12 protein-coding genes are annotated in these 19,461 nt (G+C 68.4%); 10 read left to right on the top strand and 2 right to left on the bottom strand.

What is annotated here, in order from left to right; all coding sequences use genetic code 11:
- Nucleotides 1-14 precede the first annotated feature (14 nt).
- Entirely contained in the window at nucleotides 15-1,391 is a 1,377-nt protein-coding gene (gene chrA, locus VPH43_RS06595; RefSeq protein ID WP_328576882.1) for a chromate efflux transporter, read from the top strand.
- 178 nt (nucleotides 1,392-1,569) lie between these two features.
- Nucleotides 1,570-2,262 (top strand): PEP-CTERM sorting domain-containing protein, encoded by a 693-nt coding sequence (locus tag VPH43_RS06590; RefSeq protein ID WP_328576881.1) that lies wholly within the window; start codon nucleotides 1,570-1,572, stop codon nucleotides 2,260-2,262.
- A gap of 234 nt (nucleotides 2,263-2,496) precedes the next feature.
- Here VPH43_RS06590 and ligD read toward each other — a convergent pair whose 3' ends face one another.
- Complete coding sequence (ligD, locus tag VPH43_RS06585) at nucleotides 2,497-5,181, bottom strand: DNA ligase D (protein ID WP_328576880.1); 2,685 nt, start codon at nucleotides 5,179-5,181, stop codon at nucleotides 2,497-2,499.
- 177 nt (nucleotides 5,182-5,358) lie between these two features.
- Between ligD and VPH43_RS06580 the strand changes: the two genes are divergently transcribed.
- From VPH43_RS06580 to VPH43_RS06545, 8 genes are all read left to right on the top strand, one after another.
- Nucleotides 5,359-5,517 (top strand): DUF3309 domain-containing protein, encoded by a 159-nt coding sequence (locus VPH43_RS06580; RefSeq protein ID WP_328576879.1) that lies wholly within the window; start codon nucleotides 5,359-5,361, stop codon nucleotides 5,515-5,517.
- Nucleotides 5,518-5,597: 80 nt separating this feature from the next.
- Nucleotides 5,598-6,005: a DUF2177 family protein gene (locus VPH43_RS06575; RefSeq protein ID WP_328576878.1), complete on the top strand. Its 408-nt coding sequence runs from the start codon at nucleotides 5,598-5,600 to the stop codon at nucleotides 6,003-6,005.
- Between the two features lie 11 nt (nucleotides 6,006-6,016).
- Nucleotides 6,017-7,402: a class II fumarate hydratase gene (gene fumC, locus VPH43_RS06570; RefSeq protein WP_328576877.1), complete on the top strand. Its 1,386-nt coding sequence runs from the start codon at nucleotides 6,017-6,019 to the stop codon at nucleotides 7,400-7,402.
- 151 nt (nucleotides 7,403-7,553) lie between these two features.
- A complete protein-coding gene (locus VPH43_RS06565) occupies nucleotides 7,554-7,934 on the top strand; it encodes a FeoA family protein (protein ID WP_328576876.1) in 381 nt (126 codons plus the stop codon).
- Complete coding sequence (feoB, locus tag VPH43_RS06560; protein ID WP_328576875.1) at nucleotides 7,931-9,790, top strand: ferrous iron transporter B; 1,860 nt, start codon at nucleotides 7,931-7,933, stop codon at nucleotides 9,788-9,790. The genes VPH43_RS06565 and feoB overlap by 4 nt, the downstream gene beginning before the upstream one ends.
- Before the next feature lie 2 nt (nucleotides 9,791-9,792).
- Nucleotides 9,793-10,077: a DUF6587 family protein gene (locus tag VPH43_RS06555; protein ID WP_328576874.1), complete on the top strand. Its 285-nt coding sequence runs from the start codon at nucleotides 9,793-9,795 to the stop codon at nucleotides 10,075-10,077.
- A 312-nt stretch (nucleotides 10,078-10,389) separates the two neighbouring features.
- The gene (locus VPH43_RS06550) at nucleotides 10,390-16,734 is read left to right on the top strand and encodes a HAMP domain-containing protein (protein ID WP_328576873.1); all 6,345 of its coding nucleotides are present in this window, start codon (nucleotides 10,390-10,392) and stop codon (nucleotides 16,732-16,734) included.
- A 5-nt stretch (nucleotides 16,735-16,739) separates the two neighbouring features.
- A complete protein-coding gene (locus VPH43_RS06545; protein WP_328576872.1) occupies nucleotides 16,740-18,995 on the top strand; it encodes a hybrid sensor histidine kinase/response regulator in 2,256 nt (751 codons plus the stop codon).
- A 52-nt stretch (nucleotides 18,996-19,047) separates the two neighbouring features.
- Here VPH43_RS06545 and VPH43_RS06540 read toward each other — a convergent pair whose 3' ends face one another.
- The gene (locus VPH43_RS06540; RefSeq protein ID WP_328576871.1) at nucleotides 19,048-19,437 is read right to left on the bottom strand and encodes a response regulator; all 390 of its coding nucleotides are present in this window, start codon (nucleotides 19,435-19,437) and stop codon (nucleotides 19,048-19,050) included.
- Between the last annotated feature and the right edge of the window lie 24 nt (nucleotides 19,438-19,461).

The following is a 19,461-nucleotide window of genomic DNA, read 5'->3' as shown; positions in this document are numbered from 1 at the left end:
CCGCTTGAGAACCCATGAGCCTGGCCACACCCACGGTGGTGCCCGACATGCCCGCACGGCCGGCTGCCGTGAGCTTTGCGCAGGCCCTGCGGTTCTGGCTCAAGCTGGGCTTCATCAGCTTCGGCGGCCCCGCGGGGCAGATCGCGATCATGCACACCGAGCTGGTGGAGCGGCGGCGCTGGATCAGCGAAAACCGCTTCCTGCACGCGCTGAACTACTGCATGGTGCTGCCCGGGCCGGAGGCGCAGCAACTGGCCACCTACATCGGCTGGCTGATGCACCGCACGGCCGGTGGCCTTGCGGCCGGCGCACTGTTCGTGCTGCCCTCGCTGTTCATCCTCGTCGCACTGTCGTGGATCTACCTCGCCTTCGGCCACGTGCCGGTGGTGGCGGGGCTGTTCTACGGCATCAAGCCCGCGGTCACCGCGCTGGTGGTTCATGCGGCCCATCGCATCGGCACGCGCGCGCTGAAGAACCGCTGGTTGTGGGGCATCGCGGCGGCTGCATTCGTCGCGATCTTCGTGTTCGACACACCGTTCCCCGCGATCGTGCTGGCCGCCGGGCTGATCGGCCATGTGGGCGGCCGGGGCGCGCCCGGCGTGTTTGCAATGGGGGGTGGCCATGGAGCCGCGAAGCACGGTTATGGCCCGGCGCTGATCGACGATGACACGCCCACGCCGGCGCATGCCCGCTTCTCGCGCCGCTGGCTCGCCCAGGTGCTGATCGGGGCCGCGGCCCTGTGGCTGGGTGCCATGGGGCTGCTGCTGGCGCACGGCGGCGTGCAGCACACGCTCACGCAGATGGGGTGGTTCTTCACCAAGACGGCGCTGCTCACCTTTGGCGGCGCCTACGCCGTGCTGCCCTACGTCTACCAGGGCGCGGTGGAGCAGCACCACTGGCTCTCCGGCGCGCAGATGATCGACGGGCTCGCACTCGGCGAAACGACCCCCGGCCCGCTGATCATGGTGGTGGCCTTCGTCGGTTTTGTCGGTGGTTGGCTCAAGCAGGTGGTCGGGCCGGACGCCTTGTTCCTCGGGGGTGCGCTCGCAGCCACCGTGGTCACCTTCTTCACCTTCCTGCCGTCCTTCGTGTTCATCCTCGCGGGCGGCCCGCTGGTCGAAGCCACGCATGGCAAGCTGGGCTTCACCGCGCCGCTGACCGCCATCACCGCCGCGGTGGTGGGTGTCATCCTCAACCTCGCGCTGTTCTTCGCGTACCACGTGATGTGGCCCCAGGGCTTCCAGGGCCGCTTCGATGCGGTGTCCGCCACGGTGGCGGTGGCGGCGGGCCTGGCGCTGTTCCGCTTCAAGGTGGGTGTGATGCCCTTGCTGGCGGCCTGTGCCGCGGTGGGCCTGGCGGTGACGCTGTTGCGGCCGTTGTTCTCAGCCTGAGGCGGTGTGCGGCAGCCGCGTCGGCCCTTGCTGCGGTAAAGCCTGCAGCTGCGCAACGCCCATGCCCAAACCCCCTGCGCAAGTCCACCGGCTCACGGGGTTTCTGTGGTGCTGAAGCGCGCCTAGCATGGAGTTGTCATGCGGGGGATCCCGCGTTCACTACCCAAGAAGGAGTTGCATGAAGCCGCTTGCCATCCGCCTGGCCACCGCGTTGAGCCTGCTGGTAGCAGGCGCCGCGCAGGCTGCGCTGGTGCCCACCGCCCCGATCGACTTGCACGGCACCGGCGTTGGCGCGGTGAACACCGTGCTCACGCTGCAGGGCCACCGTCGCGACGGTACTGAAAATGGCAGCGTTGGCCTCACCGCGGCCGGCGAGCTGGTGATCGGCGGCGACGCCAAGAAGGGGGCATCGCAGACGCAGCTGCTCAGCCTGGATTCACTCGGGCTCACGTCCGCCGAGAACCTGCGCATCGTCTTCAATGCCAACGAGCCCGGCGGCAGCGGCATCACGCTGAGCGACCTGGTGCTCACGATCTACAGCCCCACCGGCGGCGTGCTGTTCAACACCACGCTGGCCGCGCAGCAGGTGTTCAGCACCACCACACAAGGCATCGGCCAGCCGGACGCCGTGTTCGCGCTGGATGCCACGTCCATCCTGGCTGCCCAGTCCGCCGCCTTCAGCGGCAACTTCGGCGCCAACCTCATTGGTCTGTCGGCCGGCGCACACAACGCGCAGGGCGGCTTCGAGACCTTCTTCATTGCCAACGTGGCCACGCCGCCGGTGCCCGAGCCGCAGACCTATCTGCTGCTGCTCGCTGGCCTCGGTGTGATCGGCGGCCTCGTGTGGCGCAGGAGCACGGCGCGCCAGTGAGTGCGTGATCGGGGGATCGATGCTGTGCATTCCAGCGGGCCTACGGGCCCGCTTTTTTTATCGCTGTTGGCCCCCGGCTGCCTGGCAGCCGCCCCCCATGGGGGCTCGATGCGCGCGCGGGAAACCCGCACGCGCATCGCTCGTCTTTCACGGCTGCTCCCCCTGGGCTTCGGCCTGTCCCCGCGGGGCTGTCGGCGTGCCCGGCGCGGTTGGGATGCGCCCGGCAGCTTGTGCTCAGCGTTGGCGGGGGGCTCTTGCGTTGCGCGTGCCCACCCTCGCAGTGGGCGGGGGCAGCGGTTGGTCGTCGTCCTCGTCGCCCACTGCGGGGTTCTCGTCGCGCAGCATGCGGTTGGCGGCGGTGAGGGTCTGGCGGCTCTTTTCGTAGTCGGCCCAGGGGTCGTGGCCCTTGAGGTCGTCCAGGCGCTGGGGCAGGGTGCGCACGGTCCAGTGGTCGCCGCCGCGCAGCTCCACCAGTTCATCCCAGGCCACGGGCACCGACACGCCCATGTGGGGCCGGGCGCGGGCCGAGAAGGCACAGGCGGAGGTGGCGCCGCGGTTGTTGCGCAGGTAGTCGACGAACACCTTGCCGACGCGGTTCTTGGCGCCCATCTTGGGCGCAAAGCGCTGGGGCAGGGTGCGCGCCAGGTGCAGGGTCACCGCCTGGGAGAAGTCCTTGCAGAAATCCCAGTCGTGGCGGCGCTGCAGCGGCACCACCAGGTGCAGGCCCTTGCCGCCGCTGGTCTTGAGGAAGCTCACCAGGCCCAGCTCGTCGAGCAAGGTCTTGGTGAGCTCCGCCGACTCGACGATCTGCGCCCAGGCCACGCCCTCGCCCGGGTCCAGGTCGAACACGATGCGGTCGGGTTTCTCGATGTTGGTGTACACCGCATTCCAGGTGTGCAGCTCCACCACCCCCATCTGCGCCGCGCCCACCAGCGCGGTGGGGTTGTCGATCACGATCAGCGAAGGATGCGGCGGGTCGATCTCCGGCCCGAGGCGGCGGATCTTGGGGATGGTGAGCTGCTGCAGGTGCTTCTGGAAGAACAGCTCGCCGGTGATGCCGTCGGGCGCGCGCACCAGGGCCACCGGCCGGGCCTTCAGGTGCGGCAGGATCTGCGGCGCCACGCGCTCGTAGAACTCCGCCAGCTCCAGCTTGGTGATGCCGCTCGCCGGGTCGAGCACGCGGTCGGGGTTGCTGATCTTCAGGCCATGCACCACCGGCGCGCTGCCCTTGCCGCGCGGGGTGGAGGGAGCATCGGGTGGGGACACGGCTTTCTCCTTGGAGATCTCGCGGGCCGGCTTGTCGGAGCGCAGGCCTTGGAACACGGCATGGCGGATGGAGCCGTCGCCGGTCCATTCGCCGAAGGCCACCTCGCACACCAGCTCGGGCTTCACCCAGTGCACCACCTCGTTGCCGGCCGGCTTGGCGCGCGGGTCCTTGGCGACGGCCGAGGTCTTGGTCTCCACCGCATCGAGCTGCTTGCGCAACGCGAGCAGGCCTTGGGTGTCGAAGCCGGTGCCCACGCGGCCGGCGTAGTGCAGCGCGCCGTGGTCGTGCACCGCCAGCAGCAGCGCGCCCAGCCCGCTGCGTGAGCCCTTGGGTTCGGTGAAACCGACGATCACGAACTCCTGCCGCTGCTGGCACTTCAGCTTGATCCAGCCCTTGGTGCGGCCTTCCACATACGTGCCTTCGGCGCGCTTGCCGATCAGGCCTTCGAGCTTGAGGCCGCAGGCGGCCTGCAACAGCTGCTCGGGCGCACCTTGCACCTCCTCGCTGAAGCGCAGGCGCTCGCTCAGGTGCGGCTCCAGCAGCTGGCGCAGCAGGTCGCGGCGCTGGCGCAGCGGCACCCTGCGCAGGTCATGCCCGTCGGCATAGGGCAGGTCGAAGGCCACGAAGCTGATGCTGCCGGCACGTGCGTGTTCGAACGCGTTCTGCAGCAGCTGGAAGCTGGGGCGGTTGTCCTCGTCCAGCACCACGATCTCGCCGTCGATCCAGGCACTCGCGAGCTTGAGCTTCTTCAGCGCCTCGGCCTGCGGCTTGAGCTTGTCGGTCCAGTCGTTGCCCGCGCGGGTGATCAGGCGCACCTCGCCCTTGTCGATGCGGGCGAGCATCCGGTAGCCGTCCAGCTTGAGTTCATAGAGCCAGCCATCGCGTTCCCGTGGTGCTTCGGTCACCAGCGTGGCCAGCTGCGGCGAGAGGCTGGTGGGCAGCGGGGCCTTGCGCGCGCCGTCGAGGTCGGCGGCCCGCAGGGCGCCTGCCTTGGTGGTAGTGGCGGCCTTGGGTGATGCGGCGGCCTTGGGTGATGCAGCAGCCCCCGGCGTGGCAGCCGCCTTGGCCGCCGGTCGCTCATGCGCCTGGGCTTTCAGCGGGTGCTGGATCACGCTGTCCGGCAGGGCCACCGTGATGTCGTAGTCCGCATGCGGCCGCTCGAACTCGTCGTGCTCCTTGATGAGCAGCCACTGCTCCTGGCGTTCGTCCTCGCTGCGGCGGGTGCGCACCAGGGTCCAGCGGCCCTGCAGCTTCTCGCCGTCGAGGCGGAACTTCATCTTGCCGGCGTGGTAGTCGCGCTGCGGGTGGTCGCCCTCGGGTGTCCAGGTACCGCGGTCCCAGACGATCACCTTGCCGGCGCCGTACTGGCCGGCGGGAATGGTGCCTTCGAAGCCGCCGTAGCTGATGGGGTGGTCCTCCACATGCACGGCCAGGCGCTTGTCCGCCGGGTCCAGGCTGGGGCCCTTGGGCACGGCCCAGCTGAGCAGCGTGCCATCGAGTTCCAGCCGGAAGTCGTAGTGCAGCCGCGTGGCCCAGTGCTTCTGGATCACGTAGCTCAGGGTCTTGCCGCTCTTGCCCAGTGCCGGGCCGGGCTCGGAGGTGACCTTGAAGTCGCGCTTGGCGCGGTAGCGGGCGAGCTTGTCGTTGGCCATGGGGGTCAGGCGATCGCGCCTGTGCAGAGCGCGCAGGGCGTGGGCATCCTTTCGTCCAGACGTTGGCTGCTTCACTGCAAGCTCCATACCGGCGCAGCGTTGTGGGGATCCGCCGACACCGGTGTGCCACCGGGCACGCCGTGTGCGTATCTGCTGACAAAGGGAGAACTCACCACAATGTCCGTCGCCACCCTGCTGCTGATCGCGCTGCTGCTGCTCGTGATCGGCACCCTGCCCAACTGGCCGTACAGCCACGGCTGGGGCTATGCACCCAGCGGTATCCTGAGCGTGGCCCTGCTCATCGTTCTTGTGTTGTTCCTGATGGGCAGGATCTGATCGCGCCCCTTCGCATGAGGTAAGCCTTACCAGCGGCTGCACTGCTTACGGGTGCGTGGCTGTCCGGCTTGGAGGCGCTGATGTGGATTCGTGCGGGGGCTGCCTACCTGGTGGCGGTGCTGGTGTTCTGTTCGCTGGACCTGGCGTGGCTGGGGCTGTTTGCCAAGGGCTGGTACCAGGCGCAACTCGGGCCGCTGCTGTTGCCCGCCCCGCTCTGGAGCGCGGGCGTGGCCTTCTACGCCGTCTACCTGGTGGGGCTGCTGCTGTTCGGCGTGCTGCCTGCCTTGCGATCGGGGCGTGGGCGTGACGCGCTGCTGTGGGGCGCGCTGTACGGCTTCTTCACCTACTACACCTACGACATGACCAACCTCGCTACGCTGAAGGGCTGGCCTGCCACGCTGGTGCTGGTGGACGTGGCCTGGGGCACGCTGCTGAATGCGCTGGTGGCCCTGGCCGCTTGGCGGGTCGCCAGCCGGATCAACGCTTGAGGACCATTGCCATGGACGCACACCGCATCGAACGCGACACCTTCGGCGACATCGAGGTGCCGGCCTCCGCACTGTGGGGCGCGCAGACGCAGCGCTCGCTGCAGAACTTCCGCATCTCCAGCGAGCGCCAGCCGCGCGAGCTGATCCTCGCGCTGGCGCAGGTCAAGCGCGCCGCCGCCGAGGTGAACCGCACCCTGGGCCAGCTGCCGCCCGACAAGGCCGACGCCATCATCGCCGCGGCCGACGAGATCCTCGCCGGCCGGCATGACGCCGAATTTCCGCTGGTGGTGTGGCAGACCGGCTCGGGCACCCAGACCAACATGAACTTGAACGAGGTGATCGCCAACCGCGCCAGCGAGCTGCTGGGCGGCGAGCGGGGGGAAGGGCGCCTCGTGCACCCCAACGACGACGTCAACCGCGGGCAGTCGTCCAACGACGTGTTCCCCACCGCGATGCACGTGGCCGCGGCCTGTGCCATCGAGCAGCGGCTGGTGCCGGCGCTGCGGGTGCTGCGCGACACCCTGCATGCGAAGGCGCTGGAGTTCGCCGGCATCGTGAAGATCGGCCGCACCCACCTGCAGGACGCCACGCCGCTCACGCTGGGGCAGGAGTTCTCGGGCTACGTGGCCCAGCTGGACCATGGGCTCAAGCACGTGCAGTCCGCCTTGCCCCACCTGTACGAGCTGGCCCAGGGCGGCACGGCCGTGGGCACCGGGCTGAACGCGCATCCGGAATTCGCCTACCGGGTGGCCGACGTCATCGCCCGCCTGACGGGCCTGCCGTTCGTGAGCGCACCCAACAAGTTCGAGGTGATGGCCGCGGCCGATGCGCTGGTGTTCGCCCATGGCGCGCTCAAGACCCTGGCTGCCGGCCTGATGAAGATCGCCAACGATGTGCGCTGGCTGGCCAGCGGCCCGCGCAGCGGCCTGGGGGAGATCACCATCCCGGAGAACGAGCCGGGCAGCTCCATCATGCCGGGCAAGGTGAACCCCACCCAGTGCGAGGCGCTCACCATGGTCTGCGCCCAGGTGTTCGGCAACGACGTGGCGGTGAACTTCGGCGGCGCCTCCGGCAACTTCGAGCTCAACGTGTACCGGCCGATGATGGCCCATAACCTGTTGCAGTCGGTGCGCTTGCTCGCAGACGGCATGGCAAGTTTCAACGAACACTGCGCCGCCGGCATCGCGGCCAACCAGGCGCGCATCGATGAGCTGCTGCAGCGCTCGCTGATGCTGGTGACCGCGCTGAACCCGCACATCGGCTACGACAAGGCCGCCCAGATCGCGAAGAAGGCGCACAAGGAAGGCAGCACCTTGCGCGAGGCCGCGCTCGCGCTGGGTCATGTGAGCGCGGAGGAGTTCGACCGCTGGGTGCGGCCGGAGAACATGGTCGGTTAGGCCGTCCCGGGCGCGCACTGCCTGGCGTGAGGAGATGCCGCAAACCCAGGGTGAATCACCCCTGGGCTTGATGGCCGTCATTGTCGGCAATCTAATTTAGAATTATTCTCATTCGTGAGGGCCGCACCGTTGCCGGCCGCAACCTGGCGTGATGTCCATCCTTCCCCTGAGCAGCCTGCCGACCGGCACCGAAGCCACCGTGGCTGAAGTGATCGCGCCTGCCCATGCTCAGGACGATGAGCTGGTGCTGCGCCTGATCGAAATCGGTTTCCTGCCCGGCGAACGCCTGCGCGTGATCGCGCGCGGTCAGCCGGGCGACGAGCCCATCGCCGTTCGCCTGGGCCACACCACGTTCGCGCTGCGCCGCTTCGAAGCGGCCTTCATCCAGGTAGAGACCGCCGCCGTCCCCCTGGGACAGCCCGCAAAGCGGGCAGGGGCAGCCACGGCAAATGGGCGTGACGCGGACGGGTTGCCCGGCCGCGTCACGAGCCCCCTCGGGGGGCGGCCGCCAGGCGGCCGGGGGTCCACATGACTGACCTGCACGTCGCCCTGCTGGGCAACCCGAACTGCGGCAAGACGGCGCTGTTCAACCTGCTCACCGGCAGCCGCCAGAAGGTGGCCAACTACGCCGGCGTCACGGTGGAGCGCAAGGAAGGCCTGCTGCGCACCCCCTCGGGCCGGCGCGTGCGCGTGCTGGACCTGCCGGGCGCCTACAGCCTCAACCCGCTGAGCGCCGACGAAGCCATCACGCGCGACATCGTCACCGGCGCGCGCGGCGACGTGGACCTGCCCGACCTGCTGGTGTGCGTGACCGACGCCACCAACCTCAAGCTCAACCTGCGCCTGGTGCTGGAGGCGCGGAAGCTCGGCCTGCCGATCGTGGTGGCGCTGAACATGAGCGACGTGGCCCGGCGCCGCGGCATCCAGATCGACCGCGCGGCCCTGGAGCGCGAGCTCGGCATGCCGGTGGTGGAAACCGTGGGCGTGCGCCACGACGGCGCCCGCGCCCTGGTGGCGCACCTGGAGGCGCATGTGCCGGCCCAGGCGCTGGCCACGCCCGCGCCGTGGGCCGCGCCCACCGTACAGGATGTGCTCGCCACGCAGGCCCAGGTGCGCCGCATCCTGCAGGCCGCCGTGCGCGAGCCGGTGGTCGACACGCATGTGGACGACGCGGTCGACCGCGTGGTGCTGCACCCGGTCTGGGGCCTGCCCATCCTGGCGGTGCTGCTGTTCCTGATGTTCCAGGCGGTGTTCAGCTGGGCCCAGTGGCCGATGGACGCCATCAAGTCCGGCATGGAAGGCCTGGGCGGGCTGCTGCAGGGCGCCATGCCGGAGGGCCTGCTGCGCAGCCTGCTGGTGGACGGCGTGATCGCGGGGGCGGGCAGCGTGCTGGTCTTCCTGCCGCAGATCCTGATCCTGTTCCTCTTCATCCTGGCGCTGGAAGACTCCGGCTACCTGCCGCGCGCAGCGTTCCTGCTCGACCGCGTGATGGGCTCGGTGGGCTTGTCGGGGCGCTCGTTCATTCCGCTGCTGTCCAGTTTTGCCTGCGCCATCCCCGGCGTGATGGCCACGCGCACCATCAGCAACTGGCGCGACCGCCTGGTCACCATCATGATCGCGCCGCTGATGACCTGCTCGGCGCGCCTGCCGGTGTATGCGCTGCTGATCGGCGCCTTCATCCCGCAGCGCCAGGTGCTGGGGCTGTTCAACCTGCAGGGCCTGGTGCTGTTTGCGCTGTACTTCGCCGGCATCCTGTCGGCCATGGGCGTGGCCTGGACCTTCAAGCACCTGCGCCACAGCAAGGCTCAGGCGCCGCTGCTGATGGAGCTGCCGGCCTACCGGCTGCCCATCCTGCGCAACCTGGCCGTCGGGCTGCTGGAGCGCGCGCGGGTGTTCCTCAAGCGGGTGGGCGGCATCATCCTCGCGCTGATGATCGTGCTGTGGTTCATCTCCACCTTCCCGTCGCCGCCCGCCGGCGCCACCGGCCCCGCGGTGCAGTACAGCCTGGCCGGCATGCTGGGCCATGCGCTGGAGCCGGTGTTCCGGCCGATCGGCTTCAACTGGCAGATCTGCATCGCGCTGATCCCCGGCTTGGCCGCACGCGAAGTCGCGGTCGGCGCGCTGGGCACGGTGTACGCGCTGTCCGCGGCCGGTGACAACGTGGCCGAGCAGCTGGCGCCCATGCTGGGCGGCAGCTGGTCGGTGGCCACCGCCTTGTCGCTGCTGGCCTGGTACGTGTTCGCGCCGCAGTGCATCTCCACGCTGGCCACCGTGCGGCGCGAGACGAATACCTGGCGCTATCCCCTGATGATGGCCGGCTACCTGTTTGCGCTGGCCTACGCCGCCTCGTTCATCACCTACCGGCTGGCGCTGGCCTGGGGAGCCTGAAGATGGTCCAGCACCTCATCGTGGCCTTCATCGTGGCGAGCGCCGCGCTCTACAGCGTGTGGAGCTTGCTGCCGGCAGGAGCCCGCCGCAAGCTGATGGCAGGTCTGGTGCAGCGCTTGGGGTTGCGCGCCGAGCAGGCACAACGCCTGGAAGCCGTGCTCGCCACGAGCGGCGGCTGCAGCGACTGCAGCAGCTGCAAGGGCTGTGCGACGCCCGTCGCATCCGTGCCGGTCACAGCGCCTTCGGCTGAGCGCTCGCGCGTGATCCCCATCCGCACCGCCGGCTGACACGCCGGCGGCGGCGCCCGTTGCCGGCAAATTTTGCCGGCCACCTGCAAAGCGGGTGGGCGCTTTCTGCCGCTTGAATCGAGGGAACCGGTTCCACCTGCACGGGTCTGCCTGGGTCGGCCGTTGGCTGCCGATGCCTTTGGCTGCGCCTGGCGCAGTGGCACGGGACTTGCCATATTGGCCCCCTTGGGAGGGAAGATCACCGCACGTCCGTGGCGCAGCCAGGGTTCCCACACGACCGGGATGGCCCGCCTTGCGCGCGTGCGAGATCGCACCTCCAATCTCTTGACGACCTCGATTGGGAACACGCGCATGAAAGTCCTGGAAGACCCGAACATCGCCTCCGGAGACGAACTCAACGCCTTGCTGGCGGCGCTGACGGCGCTGCGCAATGGCGATGCCGGGGTGAGGCTGCCGCTGCACTGGCAGGGCGTGGCCGGCAAGGTGGCCGATGTGTTCAACGAGGTGGTAGAGCAGAACGCCGAAATGGCCGCCGAACTCTCACGCCTGCAGCAGGTGGTGGGCAAGGAAGGCAAGCTCAAGCAGCGCGCCTCGCTGCGCGCCAACCGCGGCTTCTGGGGCGCGTCGATCGACTGCATCAACTCGCTGATCGACGACCTGGTGCACCCCACCTCCGAAGTGGCCCGCGTGATCGGTGCGGTGGCTCAGGGTGACCTCTCCAAGAGCATGGCGCTGGAGGTGGACGGCCGGCCGCTGGAAGGTGAGTTCCTGCGCACCGCGAAGACCATCAACAAGATGGTGGAGCAGCTGGGCAACTTCTCTGCCGAAGTGACGCGCGTGGCGCGCGAGGTGGGCACCGAAGGCAAGCTGGGCGGCCAGGCCAAGGTGAAGGGCGTGGCCGGCACCTGGAAGGACCTGACCGACTCGGTGAACTCCATGGCCGGCAACCTGACCGACCAGGTGCGCAACATCGCCGACGTGACCACCGCGGTGGCCAAGGGCGACCTCTCGAAGAAGATCGACGTGGACGTGAAGGGCGAGTTCCTCACGCTCAAGAACACCATCAACACCATGGTGGACCAGCTGCGGTCCTTCGCGTCCGAAGTGACGCGGGTGGCGCGCGAGGTGGGCACCGAAGGCATCCTGGGCGGCCAGGCGCGGGTGGAAGGCGTGTCGGGCACCTGGAAGGACCTGACCGATTCCGTGAACTCCATGGCCGGCAACCTGACGTCCCAGGTGCGCAACATCGCCGACGTGACGAAGGCGGTGGCCGCCGGTGACTTGTCCAAGAAGATCACCGTGGACGTGAAGGGCGAGATCCAGGAGCTGAAGAACACCGTGAACACCATGGTGGACCAGCTGCGATCGTTTGCGGCTGAGGTGACCCGTGTGGCGCGCGAGGTGGGTACCGAAGGCAAGCTGGGTGGCCAGGCCGACGTGCAGGGCGTGGCCGGCACCTGGAAGGACCTGACCGAGTCGGTGAACTTCATGGCCGGCAACCTGACCTCTCAGGTGCGCAACATCGCGGAAGTGACCACCGCGGTGGCCGCGGGTGACCTCTCCAAGAAGATCACGGTGGACGTGAAGGGCGAGATCCTGGAGCTGAAGAACACCATCAACACCATGGTGGACCAGCTGCGAAGCTTCGCCGCGGAAGTGACCCGCGTGGCGCGGGAAGTGGGTACCGAAGGCAAGCTGGGCGGCCAGGCCGACGTGCAGGGCGTGGCGGGCACCTGGAAGGACCTGACCGATTCGGTGAACTCCATGGCCGGCAACCTGACCAGCCAGGTGCGCAACATCGCCGACGTGACGAAGGCGGTGGCCGCGGGTGACCTCTCCAAGAAGATCACGGTGGACGTGAAGGGCGAGATCCTGGAGCTCAAGGCCACGATCAACACCATGGTGGACCAGCTCTCGTCGTTCGCGGCGGAAGTGACCCGCGTGGCGCGGGAAGTGGGTACGGAAGGCAAGCTGGGTGGTCAGGCGGAAGTGCGTGGCGTGTCTGGCACCTGGAAGGACTTGACCGACTCGGTGAACTCCATGGCCGGTAACTTGACGTCGCAGGTGCGAAACATCGCCGACGTGACCAAGGCGGTGGCCGCGGGTGACCTCTCCAAGAAGATCACGGTGGACGTGAAGGGCGAGATCCTGGAGCTCAAGGCCACCATCAACACCATGGTGGACCAGCTGCGAAGCTTCGCCGCGGAAGTGACCCGCGTGGCGCGTGAGGTGGGCACCGAAGGCAAGCTCGGCGGCCAGGCTGACGTGCAGGGCGTGGCCGGCACGTGGAAGGACCTGACCGAGTCGGTGAACTTCATGGCCGGCAACCTCACGTCCCAGGTGCGCAACATCGCCGACGTGACGAAGGCGGTGGCGGCGGGTGACCTCTCCAAGAAGATCACCGTGGACGTGAAGGGCGAGATCCTGGAGCTGAAGAACACCATCAACACGATGGTGGACCAGCTCTCCTCGTTCGCGGCGGAAGTGACCCGCGTGGCGCGGGAAGTGGGTACCGAAGGCAAGCTGGGTGGCCAGGCGGACGTGCAGGGTGTGGCGGGTACCTGGAAGGACCTGACCGACTCGGTGAACTCCATGGCCGGCAACCTGACCTCTCAGGTGCGCAACATCGCGGACGTGACCAAGGCGGTGGCCGCCGGTGACCTCTCCAAGAAGATCACGGTGGACGTGAAGGGCGAGATCCTGGAGCTGAAGAACACCGTGAACACCATGGTGGACCAGCTGCGATCCTTCGCCGCGGAAGTGACCCGCGTGGCACGCGAGGTGGGTACCGAAGGCAAGCTGGGCGGCCAGGCCGACGTGCAGGGCGTGGCGGGTACGTGGAAGGACCTGACCGAGTCGGTGAACTTCATGGCCGGCAACCTGACCTCTCAGGTGCGCAACATCGCGGAAGTGACCACCGCGGTGGCCGCGGGTGACCTCTCCAAGAAGATCACGGTGGACGTGAAGGGCGAGATCCTGGAGCTGAAGAACACCATCAACACCATGGTGGACCAGCTGCGTAGCTTCGCGGCGGAAGTGACCCGCGTGGCGCGGGAAGTGGGTACCGAAGGCAAGCTGGGCGGCCAGGCCGACGTGCAGGGCGTGGCAGGCACCTGGAAGGACTTGACCGAGTCGGTGAACTCCATGGCGTCCAACCTCACGGTGCAGCTGCGCGACGTGTCCAAGGTGTCGGCCGCCATCGCCGGCGGTGACTTGACGCAGAAGATCACGGTGGACGTGCGGGGCGAGATCCTGCAGATCAAGGACGTGATCAACACCATGGTGGACCAGCTCTCGTCGTTCGCGGCGGAAGTGACCCGCGTGGCGCGCGAGGTGGGCACCGAAGGCCGCCTGGGCGGCCAGGCCCAGGTGAAGGGCGTGTCGGGTACCTGGAAGGACCTGACCGACAACGTGAACTTCATGGCCGGCAACCTGACCGGCCAGGTGCGAGGCATCGCCAAGGTGGTGACCGCCGTGGCCAACGGCGACCTGAAGCAGAAGCTCACCGTGGAGGCCAAGGGCGAGATCGCCGCGCTGGCCGAGACCATCAACTCGATGACCGACACGCTGGCGACGTTTGCGGACCAGGTGACCACGGTGGCACGCGAGGTGGGCGTGGAAGGCAAGCTGGGCGGCCAGGCCAAGGTGCCGGGTGCCTCGGGCACCTGGAAGGGCCTGACGGAGAACGTGAACCAGCTCGCGGCCAACCTCACGACGCAGGTGCGAGCGATTGCCGAAGTGGCCACCGCGGTGACGCAGGGTGACCTGACACGGTCGATCACGGTGGAGGCCCAGGGCGAAGTGGCGGCGCTCAAGGACACCATCAACGAGATGATCCGCAACCTGAAGGACACCACGCAGAAGAACACCGAGCAGGACTGGCTGAAGACCAACCTCGCCAAGTTCAGCCGCATGCTGCAGGGCCAGCGTGACCTGGTGCAGGTGGGCCAGATGATCCTGTCCGAGCTGGCGCCGGTGGTGGGCGCACAGCAGGCCGAGTTCTACGTGATGAACACGCACCAGGACACCTCGCGCCTGAAGCTGTTCGCCAGCTATGCCTCGGGTGGCCAGCTCACCCACGGCAAGGAGGTGGCGCTCGGCCAGGGCCTGGTCGGCCAGTGCGCGCTGGACAAGGAGAAGATCCTGCTCACCAACGTGCCCAGCGCAGCGTTCCGCGTGGCCTCGGGCCTGAGCGAAAGCGCGGCCATGGACGTGCTGGTGCTGCCGATCGTGTTCGAAGGCCAGGTGCGCGGTGTGATGGAGCTGGCCTCGCTGGAGCGTTTCAACCCGGCGCACCAGGCCTTCCTGGACCAGCTGACCGAATCGATCGGCATCGTGATCAACACGATCGAGGCCAACACCCGAACCGAGGACCTGCTGACCCAGTCGCAGAGCCTGGCGCAGGAGCTTCAAAGCCGGCAGCAGGAACTGCAGCAGACCAACGAGGAGCTGCAGGAAAAGGCCCGCCTGCTGGCGCACCAGAACGAGGAAGTGGAGCGCAAGAACCGCGAGGTGGAGCAGGCCCGCCAGGCGCTGGAAGAAAAAGCCGAGCAGCTCGCGCTGACGTCCAAGTACAAGAGCGAGTTCCTGGCCAACATGTCGCACGAACTGCGCACGCCGCTGAACTCGCTGCTGATCCTGAGTGACCAGCTCTGCAAGAACCCCGAGGGCAACCTCTCCGGCAAGCAGGTGGAGTTCGCCAAGACGATCCATTCGTCGGGCAACGACCTGCTGATGCTGATCAACGACATCCTCGACCTGTCGAAGATCGAGTCCGGCACGGTGGCGGTGGACGTGAGCGAGCTGCGGGTGGACGACCTGATGCGCTCCATCGAACGCGGCTTCCGCCACTTCGCCGAGTCCAAGCACCTGGACTTCATCATCGACGCCAACGGCCCGCTGCCCAAGACCATGGTCACGGACGCGAAGCGGCTGCAGCAGATCATCAAGAACCTGCTGTCCAACGCCTTCAAGTTCACCCACCAGGGCAACGTGACCTTCGCGGTGGCGCAGGCCACCAGCGGCTGGTCGCCCGACAACGAGGACCTGAACCGTGCCAGCCAGGTGATCGCGTTCACGGTCACCGACACCGGCATCGGCATCTCGCCGGACAAGCAGCAGATCATCTTCGAGGCCTTCCAGCAGGCCGACGGCTCCACCAGCCGCAAGTACGGTGGCACTGGCCTGGGCCTGGCGATCAGCCGCGAGCTGTCCAAGCTGCTGGGCGGTGAGATCCGCCTGGTCAGTGCACCGGGCAAGGGCTCGTCGTTCACGCTCTACCTGCCGGCCAGCTACATGCCGTCGCGCAACCAGCGCCATGCACGCAACCAGCAGGAGGCCGCCCAGCGCCAGATGTCCGGCGCCGACACCCCGGCGCTGGACGTGGTGCAGCGCGGCGAGCTGCACTGGAAGTCGGCCCAGAGCGCCAGCAGTTCGCGCCTGGATGCGCGGCAGATGGACGGCACCGACGCGCAGGAAGCCGACGACGGTGTGTTCCTCAACGTGGCGGGCGACGACCGACACGAGATCACCACCGGCGACCGCGTGGTGCTGATCGTGGAGAACGACCTGGGCTTCGCCAAGGTGCTGCTGGAGGCGGCCCGCGAGACGGGCTTCAAGGGCCTGGTGAGCACCACTGGCGCGGGCGCGCTGTCCATGACCAAGGAGTTCCATCCTTCCGTCATCACGCTGGACATCTACCTGCCCGACATGCAGGGCTGGCGCATCCTGGACCGGCTGAAGACCGACCTGGAAACCCGCCACATCCCGGTGTGCGTGGTGTCCACCGACGACTCGCGCGATCGCGCATTGCAGGCCGGTGCGGTGGGCTTCCTTGCCAAGCCGCTGCAGTCCAAGGACCTGGTGGTGGACGCGCTTGCGCGGCTGCACCAGTATGTGGACCGGCCGGTGCGCAAGCTGCTGGTGGCCATGCCCGACGGCCCGGCGCGGCGCGAGCTGCTCGGCAGCCTGGAAAACGACGTCGAGGCCTGGGTGGTGAACTCCGGCGACGAGGCCCGCAAGGCGCTGCCGGGTGCCGACTGCCTGGTGGTCGACGGCACCATCTCCGGCGTGGGCCCGGAGGACGTGCTGGACGCGATCGAGCAGCGCGGCGGGGCCCAGCAGCTGCCGGTGGTGCTCTACAACGACGGCCAGGTGGACGGCACCGCGTGGTCGCGCCAGACCGGCGGCTTTGCGCTGCGCGAGGCACGCTCGATGAACACGCTGCTGGACGACACCGCGTTCTTCCTGCACCGCAATCCGGCCTCGATGTCCGAGGCGGAGCGCCAGGCAGTGGAGGCGGTGCATGGCGGCCACCGCACGCTCGAGGGCAAGAAGGCGCTGATCGTCGACGACGACATGCGCAACATCTTTGCCTTGGCCACGGTGCTGGACGACCAGGGCATGGTGATCGTCTCCGCCGACAACGGCCGCGAGGCGATCCGCCTGGTGGAGAGCGACCCCACGATCGACATCGTGCTGATGGACATCATGATGCCGGAGATGGACGGCTTGACCACCATGGGTGAGATCCGCAAGCTGCCGCGCGGCAAGGAGCTGCCGATGGTGGCAGTAACCGCCAAGGCGATGAAGGGCGACCGCCAGAAGTGCATCGAGGCCGGGGCCTGGGACTACCTGTCCAAGCCGGTGGACCCGAGCAACCTCTTGGCGGTGCTGCGAGGCTGGCTCTGCCGGTGAACCCGATGACGACAGTGCCGATGCCCTTGCAGCCGCTGCAGCCGTTGGCGGAAGGAGAGCCCGACGACAAGTCGAGCATCCTGATCGTCGACGACCTGCCGGAGAAGCTGCTGGTCTTCGGCACCCTGCTGGAGGACCTGGGGCAGAACCTGGTGTTCGTGCGCTCGGGGGCCGAGGCGCTGCGCGAGGTGCTGCACCGCGAGTTCGCGGTGATCCTGCTCGACGTGAACATGCCGGACATCGACGGTTTCGAAACCGCGAGCCTGATCCGGCAGTACAAACGCTCGGCCCACACGCCCATCATCTTCATCACCGCCTATGCGGACGAGATGCAGACCCACCGCGGCTACTCGCTGGGCGCGGTGGACTACATCCTGTCGCCGGTGGTGCCGGAGGTGCTGCGCAGCAAGGTCAAGGTGTTCGTCGACCTGCACATCATGCAGCGGCGCGTGCGCCGGCAGGCCGAGCACCGGGTGGCCCTGGCCGCGTCCGAAGCGGCGCGGCGGGCGGCGGAAGAGAACACCCGGCGCTCCAACTTCCTGTCGCATGTGAGCCGGGTGCTCAGCGGCTCGCTGGAGGTGGAGGTGGCGCGGCGCCAGCTGCTGGAGCTGGTGGTGCCCGAGGTGGCCGAAAGCGCAGTGCTGGTGCTGGCCGAAGCGGGCGACACGCCGCTCCAGGCCCTGGTGTGCCGCTCCAGCGGCACCGGCAGGCCCGCCACGGTGGAGCATGCGTTCAGCGAGCTGCCCGTGTCCGCGCGCCAGGCCTTCCAGGAGGTGCTGGGTGGGCGGGTGCGCATCAACCTGCACCAGCCCGAGACGCCGGAGCTCAGCGCGCTGGAACCCACCCCGGCCGCCATGGCGCCGCTGCGCCTGCCGGCCGGCGCGGTGTTTGCGCTGGTGCATGGTGACCGGGTGCTGGGCGCGCTGCTGGTGGCTGGCAAGGGCGACACCCGGGACTGGCCGATGCTGGAAGAGCTGGCCGGGCGCGCGGCCATCGCGTTCGAGAATGCCCGCCTGTACCGCACGCTGGAAGTCGAGATCGACGAGCGGCGCCAGGCCGAAGCGCGCCTGCGCGAGTCCAACCAGCGCAAGGACGAGTTCCTCGCGATGCTGTCGCATGAACTGCGCAATCCGCTGGCGCCCATCCGCAATGCGGTGGAGGTGATCCGCCGCGTGGCCCCGCCCGATGCCAAGCTCATCTGGGCCACCGACGTCACCGACCGGCAGGTGAACCACCTGACCCGGCTGGTGGAAGAGCTGCTGGACGTGGCCCGCATCAGCCAGGGCAAGATCGTGCTGCAGCAGGAGGCGCTGGACCTGCAGACGGTGCTCTCGCACAGCGTGGAAACCGCGCGGCCGCTGCTTGATGCACGCGGCCACCGCCTGCAGGTGCAGGTGCCGCCGCAGCCGGTGTGGCTGCGGGGTGACTTCGCGCGGCTGTCGCAGGTGGTGTCCAACCTGCTCAACAACGCCGCCAAGTACACGCCCGAGGGCGGCAGCATCCAGCTGATGCTCACGGCCGAGGACGGGCAGGCCCAGATCTCGGTGCGCGACAACGGCATCGGCATCGAGCCGGAGCTGCTGCCCAATGTGTTCGAGCTGTTCGAGCAGGGCAAGCGCTCGCTGGACCGCAGCCAGGGCGGCCTGGGCATCGGGCTCACGCTGGTGCAGCGCCTGGTGCAGCTGCACAACGGTACCGTGGTCGCGCGCAGCGCGGGCCAGGGCCATGGCTCGGAATTCGTGGTCACGCTGCCGTGCCTGAGCGAAGTGCAGCCCACCGAACCGGTGACCACCAGCAGCCAGGCCGGCGCGCAAGCGGGTGCCTGCCGGGTGCTGGTGGTGGACGACAACCTGGACGCGGCCGACACGGTGGCCATGTACCTGGAGATCGAAGGCCATGTGGTGCAGACCGTGGCCGACGGACAGCAGGCCCTCACCAGCGCGGCCACCTTCCATCCCGACGTGGTGGTGCTGGACATCGGCCTGCCCCTGCTGGACGGCTACCAGGTGGCGCGCCGGCTGCGCGGCATGGTGCCCACCCGCGAGGCCCTGCTGATCGCGCTCACCGGCTACGGGCAGAAGGGCGACAAGCAGCAGGCCGAGGAGGCAGGTTTTGACTGCCACCTGGTCAAACCTGCCGATCCGCGGCTGCTGGCGGACATGATTTCCCAGTGGCGCCGGGGCACGGAGCGCGCCGAGCGCAAGGGCAAGGCGGCGGCGGCCAAGGCCGGTCAGCGCACCGGTGGGGCCGACGGTGCCTGAGCGGCAGGCCGCCCGGCCTGCCGCGGCAAGGGCCTGCGCCGAGGGCGCGGCCTCAGCGCTTGCCGCACCACTCCTTCAGGACCTGGTCCAGCTGTTCGATGCGATAGGGTTTGGTGAGCACCCCGTCCATGCCGGCGTCCAGGCAGGTCTGCTGGTCCTTGGCGGTGGCGCTGGCCGTCAAGGCCACGATGGGCAGCCTGCGGGCGCCGCTGGCGCGTTCCTGCGCCCGGATGCGCAAGGTGGCTTCGATGCCGGTCATGTCGGGCATGTGCACGTCCAGCAGCAGCAGGTCGAAGTTCTCCTTCGCCATCGCCTCCAGCACCTCCACGCCGGTGTTCACGGCCGTCGCCTGGGCGCCCAGGTATTTCAGCGACTCCACCGCCACCAGGCGGTTCATCGTGTCGTCATCGGCGACGAGCACGGTGCATACAGGGTCTGTCATGCCTCAGGTCAGTCCTTTTGTCGG

This window comes from Ideonella sp. BN130291 (genome assembly GCF_036231905.1).
Lineage (GTDB): Bacteria > Pseudomonadota > Gammaproteobacteria > Burkholderiales > Burkholderiaceae_C > CAMLIZ01.
The sequence above is the reverse complement of the archived record's forward strand: the minus strand, read 5'-3'. Positions and strand labels throughout refer to the sequence as shown.